The sequence below is a fragment of the Agrococcus carbonis genome (assembly GCF_900104705.1).
Taxonomy (GTDB): domain Bacteria; phylum Actinomycetota; class Actinomycetes; order Actinomycetales; family Microbacteriaceae; genus Agrococcus; species Agrococcus carbonis.
The window spans coordinates 736,031-749,074 of sequence record NZ_LT629734.1; the positions used below are offsets into that span (position 1 = coordinate 736,031).

Annotated in this window: 12 protein-coding genes and 1 tRNA gene; 7 read left to right on the forward strand and 6 right to left on the reverse strand. The window is 74.3% G+C overall.

From position 1 onward, the window contains the following. Window positions 1-150 precede the first annotated feature (150 nt). Together BLT67_RS03590 and BLT67_RS03595 are read right to left on the reverse strand one after the other, a co-directional pair. Window positions 151-223, reverse strand: a tRNA-Glu gene (locus BLT67_RS03590). An 83-nt stretch (window positions 224-306) separates the two neighbouring features. Beyond that, complete coding sequence (locus tag BLT67_RS03595) at window positions 307-1,197, reverse strand: diacylglycerol/lipid kinase family protein (RefSeq protein ID WP_092665753.1); 891 nt, start codon at window positions 1,195-1,197, stop codon at window positions 307-309. Window positions 1,198-1,260: 63 nt separating this feature from the next. Here BLT67_RS03595 and BLT67_RS03600 point away from each other — a divergent pair, with 63 nt between their 5' ends. The 4 genes from BLT67_RS03600 to BLT67_RS03615 all read left to right on the forward strand — a co-directional run bounded on the left by BLT67_RS03600 (window position 1,261) and on the right by BLT67_RS03615 (window position 4,233). Continuing rightward, a complete protein-coding gene (locus BLT67_RS03600; RefSeq protein ID WP_092665754.1) occupies window positions 1,261-1,893 on the forward strand; it encodes an MBL fold metallo-hydrolase in 633 nt (210 codons plus the stop codon). Window positions 1,894-1,910: 17 nt separating this feature from the next. Continuing rightward, window positions 1,911-2,651, forward strand: coding sequence for a sulfite exporter TauE/SafE family protein (locus BLT67_RS03605; RefSeq protein ID WP_269456979.1), 741 nt, complete (start codon window positions 1,911-1,913; stop codon window positions 2,649-2,651). 91 nt (window positions 2,652-2,742) lie between these two features. Beyond that, the gene (locus BLT67_RS03610) at window positions 2,743-3,477 is read left to right on the forward strand and encodes an IclR family transcriptional regulator (RefSeq protein ID WP_092667511.1); all 735 of its coding nucleotides are present in this window, start codon (window positions 2,743-2,745) and stop codon (window positions 3,475-3,477) included. 3 nt (window positions 3,478-3,480) lie between these two features. Next, on the forward strand, window positions 3,481-4,233 hold the full coding sequence (locus tag BLT67_RS03615) for a sulfite exporter TauE/SafE family protein (RefSeq protein ID WP_092665755.1): 753 nt from the start codon (window positions 3,481-3,483) through the stop codon (window positions 4,231-4,233). Here BLT67_RS03615 and BLT67_RS03620 read toward each other — a convergent pair. Further along, window positions 4,226-5,251, reverse strand: a complete 1,026-nt coding sequence (locus BLT67_RS03620; protein ID WP_092665756.1) for a succinylglutamate desuccinylase/aspartoacylase family protein — start codon at window positions 5,249-5,251, stop codon at window positions 4,226-4,228. The genes BLT67_RS03615 and BLT67_RS03620 overlap by 8 nt on opposite strands. Then, the gene (locus tag BLT67_RS03625; RefSeq protein WP_092665757.1) at window positions 5,251-5,748 is read right to left on the reverse strand and encodes an ATP-dependent zinc protease family protein; all 498 of its coding nucleotides are present in this window, start codon (window positions 5,746-5,748) and stop codon (window positions 5,251-5,253) included. The genes BLT67_RS03620 and BLT67_RS03625 overlap by 1 nt, the downstream gene beginning before the upstream one ends. Before the next feature lie 35 nt (window positions 5,749-5,783). Here BLT67_RS03625 and BLT67_RS03630 point away from each other — a divergent pair, with 35 nt between their 5' ends. Further along, window positions 5,784-6,983: a RimK family alpha-L-glutamate ligase gene (locus tag BLT67_RS03630; RefSeq protein ID WP_092665758.1), complete on the forward strand. Its 1,200-nt coding sequence runs from the start codon at window positions 5,784-5,786 to the stop codon at window positions 6,981-6,983. A 40-nt stretch (window positions 6,984-7,023) separates the two neighbouring features. Here BLT67_RS03630 and BLT67_RS03635 read toward each other — a convergent pair whose 3' ends face one another. Further along, complete coding sequence (locus BLT67_RS03635) at window positions 7,024-10,101, reverse strand: cytochrome P450 (RefSeq protein ID WP_092665759.1); 3,078 nt, start codon at window positions 10,099-10,101, stop codon at window positions 7,024-7,026. Between the two features lie 102 nt (window positions 10,102-10,203). Between BLT67_RS03635 and BLT67_RS03640 the strand changes: the two genes are divergently transcribed. Both BLT67_RS03640 and BLT67_RS03645 read left to right on the forward strand, forming a co-directional pair. After that, window positions 10,204-11,130: a LysR family transcriptional regulator gene (locus BLT67_RS03640; protein WP_092665760.1), complete on the forward strand. Its 927-nt coding sequence runs from the start codon at window positions 10,204-10,206 to the stop codon at window positions 11,128-11,130. Continuing rightward, window positions 11,127-11,555 carry an HtaA domain-containing protein gene (locus tag BLT67_RS03645; RefSeq protein WP_092665761.1) on the forward strand — a complete coding sequence of 143 codons (429 nt, stop codon included), beginning with the start codon at window positions 11,127-11,129 and terminating at the stop codon, window positions 11,553-11,555. Before BLT67_RS03640 ends, BLT67_RS03645 begins: the two co-directional genes overlap by 4 nt. Window positions 11,556-11,617: 62 nt before the next feature. Here the strand turns inward: BLT67_RS03645 and BLT67_RS03650 are convergent, their stop codons facing one another. Beyond that, complete coding sequence (locus tag BLT67_RS03650) at window positions 11,618-13,027, reverse strand: MFS transporter (protein ID WP_231945573.1); 1,410 nt, start codon at window positions 13,025-13,027, stop codon at window positions 11,618-11,620. Window positions 13,028-13,044 lie beyond the last annotated feature (17 nt).

The following is a 13,044-nucleotide window of genomic DNA, read 5'->3' on the forward strand; positions in this document are numbered from 1 at the left end:
CTCCCTGTCGGGGCGCCGGCCCTCATGCACGCGCGCGGATGCGCGAGGCGCCGGGGCGTGCCTGGCCCGCCGTCCGCGCGACACCAGGCGCGGCCGCGGCGCGCGCGGGAACGCGAAGAGCCCCCGGTCCTGGGACCGGGGGCTCTGTCGTGACCCCAGCGGGATTCGAACCCGCGTTACCGCCGTGAGAGGGCGGCGTACTAGGCCGCTATACGATGGGGCCTTGTCGCATCCTTGCGTTTGCAACCTGGATATTCTGACACACGCTCGGGCCGTGCGCCAAATCGAGCCGGGGCACCCGCCGGATCAGGGCATCCGGAGCACCTGCAGGGCGCCGGGCATGACGCTGCAGCGCACCGGCAGCCGCCCGACGATCTCGCCGTCGGCGCACACGATGACCGTCTCGTCGCTCGCGATCTCCGCCACCTGGCACTCCGCGACGTGCACGCGCCGGTCGCCGACGTGACGGCCGCGGAGCGCCTTGCCGAGCAGCCAGAGGAACCGCGGGTAGGAGAGCTCGTCGGCGAAGACGGCCGTCAGCCGGCCGTCGCGGTTGTCGGCGCCGGGGGCGATGGGGATGCCGCCGCCGAACGTGCGGTGGTTGGCGATCGCCGCGATGAGGGTGCGCCAGGTGCGCTCGGGCCCGCCGTCGAGCCGCACGCGGAACGTGCGGTGCTTCGGCCGCAGCAGGGTCGCCGCGATCGCCGCCTGGTAGCGCAGCCGCGCCGGCACGCGCGCGAGCGAGAAGGAGCGCACGTTGACGTCGGCGTCGAAGCCGACCGACACGATGCCGGCCGCGAGCGCCACGCCGTCGGGGTGCTCGATGCGGATGAGGTCGACGCGGTCGGGCTCGCTCGCGAGCATCGCCTCGAGCCCGGCGAGCACCTCGTCGGTCGACCCGAGCCCGAGGCCGGCCGCGAAGTCGTTGCCGCTGCCGGCGGGCACGACGAGCAGGCGCTTCGACGTGCCGCCGACGATGTTGACGCCCAGGTGCACCATCCCGTCCCCGCCGACGACCACGAGCGCATCCGCCTGGATCATCGCGAAGCGCGTCTGCTCGAGCAGGCCGGCGTAGTCGGCGGCGACGATGTGCTGCACGACGTGCCCGAGGTCGGCGATGCGCGCGGCGACGAGCGCCCCGATCGCCTGGGAGCGCCCGAAGCGCGCGGTGGGGTTCGAGGCGACCACGACGTGCACGGAGCGAGCCTACGGCTCGGCAGGACTCGCCCCGACCGACCGGCCTCGCCTATCGTGGAGCGCATGCGAGTGACGAAGCGAGAGCACGCGTGCCTGATCCTCGACGACGAGGGGCAGCAGCTCGTCATCGACCCGGGCAACCAGACCGGCCCCGTCTCGGCGCCGGGCCTCGTCGCGATCGTCATCACGCACGAGCACGCCGACCACTGGGACGCCGAGCACCTCGCGACGCTGCGCGCGGCGAACCCCACCGTGCCGATCTACGGGCCCGCCGGCGTCGCCGCTGCCGCCGAGGACTTCGACATCACCGTCGTCGCGGCCGGCGAGCGGGTGACCGCCGGCCCCTTCCGCCTGCGCTTCTTCGGCGGCGAGCACGCCGAGATCCACCGCTCGATCCCGCGCGTCGACAACCTCGGCGTGCTCGTCAACGAGCGCATCTACTACCCGGGCGACTCGTACGCGACGCCCGACGTGCCCGTCGAGCTGCTCGCGGTGCCCGCGGGCGCGCCCTGGCTCAAGATCGGCGAGGTCATGGACTTCGTGACCGTCGTCGCGCCGAAGATGACCTTCGCGGTGCACGACGCGCCGCTGTCGCCGATGGGCCTGAACCTCGCGCACGCGCGCATCCAGGCGTCGGTCGAGGCGGTCGGCGGCGAGCACCACCGCCTCTCCCCCGGCGACGCGATCGAGTTCTGATCGATCCCGTCACGCTGCTGCTCTACGCAGCGGCACTCTTCGTCGCGACCGTCGCGCAGCGCGTCATCGGGCTCGGCTTCGGCCTCGTCATGGGGCCGGTGTCGGCGATCGTCGCGGGGCCGATCGCCGCGGTGCCGCTCAACTGCATCTTCGCGGTCGTCGCGTGCGGGCTCATGCTGCCGGGGGTGTGGCGCGACGTCGACTGGCGCCGCATGCTGTGGCTGCTCGTGCCCGCGGTCCCCGCGAGCATCGCGGGGCTGCTGCTCGCGCCTGCGGTGCCGGCGGATGCGCTGCGCATCGCGGTCGGGGTCGTCACGATCGCGGGCGTGCTGGTCTCGGTCGCCTTCACCCGCACCGCGCACACGCTCGACGGCCCGGCCACGCGCGTCGCCTCGGGGCTCGCGATCGGCGGCTTCAACGCGGCGGTCGGCGTCGGCGCGCCGCTCGTGGGCGTCTACGCGCTCGTGAGCCGCTGGGATCCGCGCGTGCTCGCCGCGACGATGCAGCCGTTCTGGGTCGTGCTGAACCTCGTGACGCTCGCCGAGCGGCAGCTGCTCGTGCCCGACGGCTTCCCCGACTGGCCCTGGTGGGCGTGGGGCGGCGCGTCGCTCGCAGCGGCGTTCGGCACGGTGCTCGCGCACCGCATCGCGCACCGCGTGCCCGCGCGTGCGGCCCGCGCCGCGATCGTCGTGCTCTCGGTCGCGGGCGGCGTCGCCGTCATCGGCACGGGCGTCGCGGGGCTGCTCGCGCCGGCGTGAGGGGGCATGAGCCGCGCATCCGATAGCTGAACGCGGCGTTCACTATGCTGGCGCTGACGCGTCCGAGCGGATGCGGGGAGAGCGAGCGACGATGCCGACGACCCAGGGCGCCGAGGCGCGCGAACCGGTCCCGCGCCCGGAGGCTGCCGGCTCGCAGACGCTCTCGCGCGGCCTCACCGCGCTCGCGCTGCTCGCCGACCACGGCAGCCAGACGATCCAGTCGCTCGCCGACCTGCTCGGCGTGCACCGCTCGGTCGCCTACCGCCTCGTGCGCACGCTCGAGGAGCACCGGCTCGTCGTGCGCGACGGCGGCGGCCGGCTCTCGCTCGGGCCGCAGCTCGTCATCCTCGCGCGCGACGTCGAGCACGACCTGCAGTCCGCCGCGATGCCGCACCTGCAGCGGCTCGCCGACGACGTGGGCGCCACGGCGTTCCTCGCGGTGCGCGACGGCGACGACGCCGTCACCCTCGTGACGGCCGTGCCCCGCGGCGTCAACGCATCCGTCGCCCAGCACCCCGGGCACCGCCACCCCATCGCGCTCGGCGCCGCCGGCATCGCGCTGCAGGCGCTGCTGAGCGAGGCGGCGTGGCGCGAGCTCGGCCACGACGGCCCGATGCACCCCGAGGTCGCGCGGCTGCGCGAGCGGGGCTTCGCGGTGAGCGCGAACGAGGTGATCCAGGGCCTCACCTCGGTCGCGGCGCCGATCAGCGCGCGCGGCACGACGGATGCGTCGGTCGCCGTGGTCACGGTCGGCGAGCCCGACACCGAGGCGCTCGGCGCCGCGGTGCAGCGGAGCGCCCGGGCCATCGAGGCCGACCTGCGCTGACCCGTGGACCTGCTCTCGTTCGTCGTCGCGCTCGTCGCGGTGCTCATCGGCGCCGCGGGCCAGCGGATGATCGGCATGGGCTGGGGGCTCGTCGTGACGCCCGCGGTCGCGCTCGTCGCGGGCCCCCTCGCCGCGGTGCTCGTGGTCAACCTCTACGGCGCGATCGCGTGCCTCGTCATCCTGCCGCGCGTGTGGCACGACATCGACTGGCGGCGGCTGCTGTGGCTGCTCGTGCCGGCGGTCGCGCTCATGATCCCTGGGCTGCTGCTCGCGAAGGCGCTCGACACCGACCTGCTGCGCGTGGTCGTGGGCGTCATCGCCGTCGCGGGAGTGCTCGTGACGATGCTCATCACCCGCAGCGCGCGGCGCGTCGACGGCCCGGGCGTGCGGATCGCGGCTGGGTCGGCGATCGGGGTGCTCAACGCGAGCGTCGGCATGGGCGCGCCGATCGTCGGCCTCTACTCGCTCGTCTCGCACTGGCACGACCGCACGTTCGTCGCCACGATGCAGCCGTTCTGGGCGCTCGTGAGCGGCATCATCGTCGCCGTGCGGCCGTTCGTCGCGCCGGAGGGCGCCCCCGACTGGCCGCTGTGGGCGTGGCTCGTCGTCGCCGTGCCCGTCGTCGCCGGCGTGCTGCTCGGCGACCGGCTCGCGCACCTCGTGAACCGCGAGGTCGTGCGGTGGGCGATCATCGGGCTCTCGATCGCGGGCGGGATCGCGCTCATCGTGACGGGCGGGATCGCGCTCGTCAGCTGATCGGTGCGGGCTCCGACCCGGGCTCGGGTGCGTCGTCGACGCCGTCCCCGACGGCACCGGCCGCCGCCGCGGCCACCGGCTCGGCGATGTGCGCCACCGCATCCCCCGCGTGCACGATCGGCGCGCGCGTGAGCCCGATGACGATGCCGTCGCGGTCGGCGCGCACGATGCGGCCGCCGGTGCCGAGCGCGTCGGCGACCCGGCCGAGGCGCGCGCCGGCGACGACGCGGTCGCCGAGCTGCACCTCGAGGTGCAGGATGCCCGAGCCGCGCGAGCGCACCCAGCCGCTCGTGCGGCACTCGACGGGCGGCGGGTCGTCGTGCGGCCGCTCGTCGAGCATGTCGAGCGCGGCGAGCACGCGGAGGGCTCCGGTGACGCCCGCGTCGATCGGCTCCTCCTCGAGGCGCAGCGCCTCGCCCGCCTCGTACAGCAGCGCGATGGCGCCCGCCTCGTTCGCCGCCTGCCGGAGCGACCCGTCGCGCAGCCGTGCGTGCAGCATGACCGGCGCGCCGAACGCGGCCGCGAGCCTGCGGGTCTCGGGGTGATCGAGGTCGGCGCGGATCTGGGGCAGGTTGTCGCGGCGGTCGGAGCCGGTGTGGAGGTCGATCCCGACGTCGCAGCGCGCGACGACCTCGGTCATGAGCAGGTGGGCGATGCGGCTCGCGAGCGAGCCGCGCGCCGAGCCCGGGAACGAGCGGTTGAGGTCGCGGCGGTCGGGCAGGTAGCGATCGCCCGTCATGAAGCCGAGCACGTTGACGACCGGCACCGCGAGCAGCGTGCCGCGCAGGGCCTTCGGCGACACCGCGGCGAGCACCTGCCGGATGACCTCGACGCCGACGACCTCGTCGCCGTGCACCGCGGCGTCGAGCCAGACGACGGGCCCCGGCTCGCGGCCGTGCACGACGCGCACCGGCAGCGAGACGTCGCCGCCCGTCACGAGCCGCGCGATCGGCAGCTCGACGCTCTTCGACTGGCCGGCGCGCACCCGCACCCCGCCGATCGCGAAGGACTCCCGCATCAGCGCTCGTGACCTGCGTGGCGCCCCCGGTTGCGCAGGCGCACCGAGCGCTCGGGCCGGCCGCCCCGGTAGGAGCGGGCCGAGTCGACCACGAAGCCCTGGCGCAGCGCCTCACGGCCCACGAGCATCCGGAACCCCATCTCGTCGCGCCGCGCGAGGGTCACCTCGGTCGTGATCGGGCGCCCGAGCAGGGCGATGGCGGTGCGGATGACGATGCGCTCCTGCTCGTGGCCGGTCGACGAGCGGATGAGGCGCCGGTCGTGCACGGGCCACTCGACGGGCACGGCGTCGTCGTCGGAGCGCTGCCACGGGTGCACCGAGAAGCGCACCCAATCGGCGCCGTCGCGCGCGAACTCCTCGATCGCGAACGCGTGGAGCGCGCTCGACCGCGCGCCGGTGTCGAGCTTGGCCTTCACGTGCGCGATGCCGAGGTCGGGCAGACCGACCCACTCGCGCCAGCCCGCCACCTCCGGCCTGCCAGGATGGTCTCCGCCCATGCGGCCATCCAACCAGGAAAGGCAGGTGCAGCCCGATGAGGCTCGCCATCCTCTCGCGTGCTCCGCGCGCGTACAGCACGCGCCGCCTGCGCGCCGCGGCCGTCGAGCGCGGCCACGACGTCAAGGTGCTCAACACCCTGCGGTTCGCGATCGACCTCTCGGGCGATGCCCCGGATCTGCAGTTCCGCGGGCGGCAGCTGCGCGACTACGACGCGATCCTGCCGCGCATCGGCAACTCGATCACGTACTTCGGCACGGCCGTCGTGCGGCAGTTCGAGCAGATGGACGTCTACACGCCCAACACCGCGAACGGCATCGCGAACTCGCGCGACAAGCTGCGGGCGACGCAGATCCTCGCCCGGCACGACATCGGCATGCCCGCGACGACGTTCGTGCGCGACCGCGCCGACGTGATCCCCGCGATCGAGCGGGTCGGCGGCGCCCCCGTCGTGCTCAAGCTCCTCGAGGGCACGCAGGGCATCGGCGTCATCCTCGCGCCCACGATCAAGGTGGCCGAGGCGATCATCGAGACGCTGCAGTCGACCAGGCAGCAGGTGCTCATCCAGCGCTTCGTCGCCGAGAGCAAGGGCCGCGACATCCGCGCGCTCGTCGTCGGCGACCGCGTCGTCGCCGCGATGCGCCGCGTCGCGAGCGGCGACGAGTTCCGCTCGAACGTGCACCGCGGCGGCAGCGTCGAGCCGGTCACGCTCGACCCCGAGTTCGAGCGCGTCGCGGTGCGCTCCGCGCAGATCATGGGTCTCAAGGTCGCGGGCGTCGACATGCTCGAGGGCAACGACGGCCCGCTCGTGATGGAGGTCAACTCCTCCCCCGGCCTCGAGGGCATCGAGACGGCGACGCGCCTCGACGTCGCGGGCGCGATCATCGACCACATCGCGGGCCAGGTCGCGTTCCCCGAGATCGACGTGCGCGAGCGGCTGAGCGTCTCGACCGGCTTCGGCGTCGCCGAGCTCGTCGTGCACGGCGACGCCGACCTCGTCGGCCGCACGCTGCGCCAGTCGGGCCTGCGCGAGCGCGACATCACCGTGCTCACGCTGCACCGCGGCACCGCCGTCATCCCGAACCCGAAGGGCAGCGAGGTGCTCGAGGCCGAGGATCGCCTGCTGTGCTTCGGGCGCCTCGAGGAGATGCGCTCGATGATCCCCGACCGCCCGAAGCGCCGGGCCCGCGTCAAGCGCCTCACGAAGCGCGCGATCGAGGAGGCGGAGCAGGCCTGAGACCGCCCGGCCCGGCTTCGCGGGCTAGCCGGGCGGCGCGTCAGGGGGTCGGGATGGGCGCCGCCGCGTCGGCGAGGACGGCTGCCGCCCAGTCCGCGGCGGCCTCCGTCGCCGGCACCGGGCCGCCGGCGTCGTGCCGGCCGTACTCGCCCAGCCGCTCGGCGCCCGCGGCCGCGAGCGCCTCGTCGATGAGCTCCGAGCCGCGCGAGTACGTCTTCGTGTAGCTTCGGTCGCCCATGCCGAACACGGCGTACCGCAGCCCCGCGAGGTCGGGCCGCTCCGCGAGCAGCGCCTCGTGGAACGGCCTCGCCGACGTCGGCACCTCGCCGTCGCCGTAGGTCGCGCACACGATGAGGTGCAGGCGGGATGCGTCGAGGTCGCCCGGGGCCGCATCGGCGAGGTCGCGCACCACGACGTCGGCGCGATCGCCGAGGCTACGCGCGAGCTCCTCGGCGACGAGCTCGGCGCCGCCCGACTCGGTCCCGAAGAGGATCGTGACGGGCACTCCGCCGTCAGTCGCGGCGCTCTCGGCAGGCACCTCGGGCAGCGCGATGCCGTCGTCGGCGGCCGCGGCGAGCAGCTCGGCGACGGTGCGCAGCTTGGCGCGGGAGCGGCCGGGCGCGGCGCCGAGCTGCTCGCGCAGCTCGATGCGGCGCCAGCCGTCGAAGTCGGTCTCGCCCGCGCGCTCCGGCAGGCCCGGCGCGCCGATGCGGACGGCGCCGGTCTCGACGTCCTCGGCGATCGCGCGCGCGAGCTCGCGAGCGTCGGTGCGCTGGTCGGGGATCGTGCCGCGCGGGCCGCGCCGCAGCCAGCCTGCCGTGTAGAGGCCGGGCTCGACGCGACCGTCGGGGTGCGCGCCGGGTGTGCTCGGGCTGTCGGCGTCGGGGGCGAAGCCGACGGCCGTGACGACCGCGTCGACGTCGAGGACCGCATCCCCGGCCGTGCCCCTCAGCACGACGCGCGCGACGGCGCGGGCGCCCGTGCCCGGCCCGTCGCCGCCTGTACCGTCACCGCCCGGGCCGTCGCCGCCCGCGCCGTCGCCCTCGAGCCGCACGGGCGCGTGGCCGAACCACCAGTGCACCTCGACGCGCGCGCCCGGCGCCTCCCGCTCGGTCAGGAGGCGCACGGCGTCGGCGCGGGCGTCCTTGCCCGGCTCGACGCCGTCGAGCTCGGCGCCGTGCACGCGGTGCGCGACGCCCGGCAGCCCGGCGAGCTCGCGCACCATGACGGGGTCGAACTTCGCCTGCGACGGGCCGCTGCGCCCGACGAGGTGGATCGTGCGCACGCGCGAGGCGAGGCGCGCGTGGGCGTCGTCGTCGACATCGCTGCCCTCGAGCCCCTCGGCGTCCCGCGCGAGGAGTCGCGCGACATCCATCGCGACGTTGCCGTGGCCGATGATCGCGACCCGCTCGCCGAGCGACGGCGCCTCCCCCTCGTCGGGATGCGCGTTGAGCAGGCGCGTGATGCGGCCGGCGCCGTGCACGCCCTCGAGGTCGTCGCCCGGCACGCCGAGCGAGCGGTCGGCGTGCATGCCCGTCGCGAGCACGACGACGTCGTAGGCGGCGCGGAGCTCGTCGAGCGCGACGTCGTCGCCGATGCGCAGGCTGCCGCGGAAGCGCACAGCCTCGTGCAGGAAGAGGCGGTCGAACTGCCGCGCGACCGACTTCGTGCCGTGGTGGTCGGCCGCGACGCCGGAGCGCACGAGGCCGTAGGGCACCGGCAGCGCGTCGAGCACGTCGATGTGGGCGCCGGGCAGGCGGCGGCGCAGCGCCTGCGCCGTGAAGCAGCCGGCGGGGCCGGAGCCGGCAATGCCGATCCGCGGGGCGAGCGCGGCCTCGGGGCCGCCGCCGGCGGCGAGGGCCGCGCCGGCCGCGCCCGGAGCCGCGCTGCCGGCCGCCGGGGCGGCCGCAGCCGCCGCGCCCGCGCGCACCGACTGCCACCGCACGGGCATCCGCAGCATGCCGCGGAAGACCCATCCGCCCACCTCGGTCTCGCGGTCGGGGTCGAGCTCGAGCCCCTGCAGCCGGTCGAAGAGCATCGGCAGCGCGACCTCGGCGACCTCCGAGCGGGCGACCCACGCGCCGAGGCACACGTGCACGCCCTTGCTGAACGCGAGGTGCGGCTTGACGGCGCGGCGCACGTCGAAGCGGTGCGCGTCCTCCCAGACCCGCTCGTCGCGGTTCGCCGAGAGGATGCAGATGCCGAGCTTGGCTCCGGCCGGCAGCCGCACGCCGGTCAGCTCGACCTCGCGCGTCGTCTGCCGCGAGTAGAGCCCGATCGGCGCGACCCAGCGGAGCGTCTCGTCGAAGGCGGCGTGCCACAGGCTCGGGTCGGCCTCGACCGCGCGCCGCTGCTCGGGGTGCGTCAGCAGCCCCCACGCTGCGACGCCGAGCGCGTCGCGCGGCTCGTTGAGGCCGCCGCCGATCGTCATCTTCACGTTGGCGCGGATGCGCTCGATCGGCATCTCGTAGTCGGGGATGCGCAACAGCTGCGACAGCAGCGACTCGTTCGGGTTCGCGGCGTGCCACGGCAGCATCTCGGCGAGCGCCTCGTCGACCTCGTCGAACGACCGCTTGCCCTTCGCCCACACCTCGGGGTCGTCGGCGTAGTTCCCGGTCGCGTCGATCATCGTCTGCGACCAGCGCTGCATCTGCTGCTGCGTGACGTTGTGCAGGCCGAGGATCTCGCGCAGGCTCTCGGCGGCGTAGGGCGCCGCGAAGTCCCAGATGAGGTCGGCCTCCGGGCCGCGCTCGATGAGCTCGGCGAGGTACCGCTCGGCGTTCCGCTCGAACATGCCGCGCCAGACGCGCTTGACGACGCCGGGGCGGAGCGCCGGCTGCCACGCCTTGCGCTCGAGGTAGTGCTCGGGGTCGTCGCGCCGGAGCATCGAGTGCCCCATCGCGCGGATCTGGAGCGACCCCTGCTCGTTGGCCGAGAACGTCTGCTGGTCGAGCTCGGTCTCGTGCACGGCCGCGTACGAGGTGATGAGGTAGCGCCCCACCTGCGGCACCCAGTGCACGCCGCCCTCGGCGCGCAGGCGCTCGTAGATCGGGAAGGGATCACGGTAGAGGTCGGGGATGGTGACCCAGTCGGCGACGGGTGCTTCGTTGCGCTGCATGGCACTTCCTCGTGGTCGGCAGTCCCCTGATCGTCCCGCATCCGCTTACGCTGGATAAGCGGATTGCTCGCGAGAAGTTCGTCGACAGAACCGGAGAAGCGGATGGATGCGCTCGACGCGCCGGGATTCACCCTCCGGCAGCTCTCGTTCCTCGTGTGCGCCGCCGACGAGGGCACGGTCGCCGGCGCCGCCGCGCGCCTGCACGTCTCGTCGTCCGCGGTCTCCGACGCGCTGAGCGAGCTCGAGCGCGCGCTCGACGCGCAGCTCACCGTGCGCCGGCGCGCACGCGGCCTCACGCTCACGACCACCGGCGCCGAGGTCGTCGCCCGCGCCCGCGCTCTGCTCGCGGATGCGCGCGAGCTCGAGGCCTCGCTGCGGGGCGAGCCGGGCGAGCTCGTCGGCCCGATCACGATCGGCTGCTACCCCACGCTCGCGCCGACCGTGCTGCCGCCGCTGCTGCAGCGCTTCGGCCGCGCGCACCCGCGCGTCGAGCTCGACATCCTTGAGGCGACGCACGACCGCCTCGAGGGCCGGCTCGAGTCGGGCCAGGTCGACGTCGCGTTCGTCTACGACACGCTCGTGCCGGGCCAGCCGCGGCGCGCGCGGCTCTTCTCCCTCCCCGCGCACGTCGTCGTCGCGGCCGACGACCCGCTCGCGGACGACGGATCCGTGCGGCTCGAGGAGCTCGCCGAGCGCGACCTGATCCTGCTCGACGCGCCGCCCTCGAGCGAGCACACGCTCTCGCTCTTCGCCGCGCGCGGGCTCACGCCCCGCATCCGCCACCGTGTGCAGAGCTACGAGGCCGTGCGCACGCTCGTCGGCCGCGGGCTCGGCTACGGGATCCTCGTGCAGCGTCCCGCGAACGACGCGAGCTACGAGGGCTACCGTGTGGTCATGCTCGAGATCGCGCCAGCGGTGCCGCCCGTCGGCGTCGACGTCATCTGGCCCGCCACGCGCGAGCCCGCCGAGCGCACGCGGGCCCTCATCGACTTCGCCCGCTCGCTCCCCTGGCCCGAGGCCGCTCGATGAGCGCGCTCGCGTGGGGCATCAAGGCGTCGCTGCTCGGCTACGTCCGCGGCATGGCCGACGGGTCGGTGACCCTCGCCGGGGGCGCCGAGGAGCTCGACGGCGGCTTCCGGTTCCCGGCGGCGGATGCGGCGGGGCAGACGGGTGCGGATGCGCCGCTCGCGTTCCGCGGCTCGGTGACGCTCACGGGCCACGGCGGCATGCTGCGCGTGACGATCGCCGATCCGGCGCTCGTCGACACCGGCGACGGCTGGGTGCTCGAGATCGCGGACCCGGACGACCCCGGCATCCGCCTGCCCTTCGCGACGCTCGCCGGCTTCGACGGCGAGCGGGCGACGGGCGCCGCGCTCACCGAGGACGGCGCCGACCTGTTCTTCGGCCCGTACGAGCGCGGCACGGCGATCGACGACCCCCGGGTGGTCGCGTAGCCCAGGCATGAGGACGGCCCCCGCCGCAGCGGGGGCCGTCCTGTGCGAGCGCGCTCGAGCGATCAGCGGCGGGCGTTCGCCTCGGCGTCGACCGTCGAGAGCTCCTCGTACGCGTCGCCGCGACGCCAGCCGTCCCACTTGCCCGACTTCTCGAACTCGATCGAGAGCGGCACGCCGGTGCGGTCCTTCATCAGCAGCGTGCCGATGACGGAGATCACGACCGTCGCGAGCAGGTAGCCGACGATCGCCCACGTCGTGCCGGTCGCCTGCAGCAGCGCCTGCGCGATGGTCGGCGCGAAGGCGCCACCGATGACCGCGCCGATCGCGTAGGCGATCGAGACGCCCGAGTAGCGCACCGACGCCGGGAAGGACTCGGCGTACCAGGCGGCCTGCGCGCCGTAGGTGAGGCCGAGGCCCGCACCCAGGATGATCGTCGCCCACGCGACGCCCGCGACACCGGTCTCGACGAGCACGAACAGCGGCACGATGCCGATCGCGAGCGCGAGCCACCCGATGAGGTAGAGCGGCTTGCGGCCGATGCGGTCGGAGAGCCAGCCGGCGACGAAGGTGAACACGAGCCACGAGAGCGAGCCCGCGAAGGCGGCGAGCTGCACGCCGACGGGGTCGAAGCCCAGCCCGGGAGGCGTGCCGTCGACGGGCCGCGAGGCGAGGCCCTGGATGTAGCCGCCGGTCGTCATGTAGCCGGTGGCGTTGTTGGCCATGAAGACCATCGCGGCGAAGAGCACCACGAGGCCGTACTTCTTGAACACGAGCGCGATCGGCGCCGACGACTCCTGCGCGGTCTCCTTGATCTCCTGGAACACCGGCGACTCGTCGACCGAGCGGCGCACGATGAAGCCGACCAGCACGAGGATGATCGAGATGAAGAAGGGGATGCGCCAGCCGACCTCGAGGAACGCGTCGCCGGGGAAGATGGCGCGGATCGCCGCGAGGATGCCGGTCGCGAGCAGCATGCCGATCGGCACGCCGGCCTGCACGAACGAGCCGTAGAGGCCGCGGCGGTTGGCCGGGGCGTGCTCGATCGCCATGAGCACCGCGCCGCCCCACTCGCCGCCGGCGGAGAGGCCCTGCAGGATGCGCAGCAGGATCAGCAGCACCGGCGCCATGACGCCGATGGTGTCGAACGTGGGCAGCGCGCCGACGAGCGTCGTGGCGCCGCCCATGAGGAGCAGCGTGATGACGAGCATCGGTCGCCGGCCGAGCTTGTCGCCGTAGTGGCCGGCGAGGAACGCCCCGAGGGGTCGGAACAGGAACGAGATGCCGATCGTGAGCAGCGAGAAGATCTGGCCGAGCCCGGGGCCGGCCGGCTCGAAGAACAGCGCGGCGAACACGAGGTTCGCCATGAACGCGTAGATGAAGAAGTCGTACCACTCGATCGTGGTGCCGACGACGACGGCTGCGAGCACCTTGTTGCGCTCGCGCGCCGTGGTGCTTGGCGTGCTGTGGGACACGCTGACTCCTTTGTCAG

Coding starts and splice junctions, on each gene's coding strand:
- BLT67_RS03635 (WP_092665759.1), bottom strand. CDS start 10,101: ATGCAGCGCAACGAAGCACCCGTCGCCGACTGGGTCACCATCCCCGAC.
- BLT67_RS03640 (WP_092665760.1), top strand. CDS start 10,204: ATGGATGCGCTCGACGCGCCGGGATTCACCCTCCGGCAGCTCTCGTTC.
- BLT67_RS03630 (WP_092665758.1), top strand. CDS start 5,784: ATGAGGCTCGCCATCCTCTCGCGTGCTCCGCGCGCGTACAGCACGCGC.
- BLT67_RS03600 (WP_092665754.1), top strand. CDS start 1,261: ATGCGAGTGACGAAGCGAGAGCACGCGTGCCTGATCCTCGACGACGAG.
- BLT67_RS03620 (WP_092665756.1), bottom strand. CDS start 5,251: ATGCGGGAGTCCTTCGCGATCGGCGGGGTGCGGGTGCGCGCCGGCCAG.
- BLT67_RS03610 (WP_092667511.1), top strand. CDS start 2,743: ATGCCGACGACCCAGGGCGCCGAGGCGCGCGAACCGGTCCCGCGCCCG.
- BLT67_RS03645 (WP_092665761.1), top strand. CDS start 11,127: ATGAGCGCGCTCGCGTGGGGCATCAAGGCGTCGCTGCTCGGCTACGTC.
- BLT67_RS03625 (WP_092665757.1), bottom strand. CDS start 5,748: ATGGGCGGAGACCATCCTGGCAGGCCGGAGGTGGCGGGCTGGCGCGAG.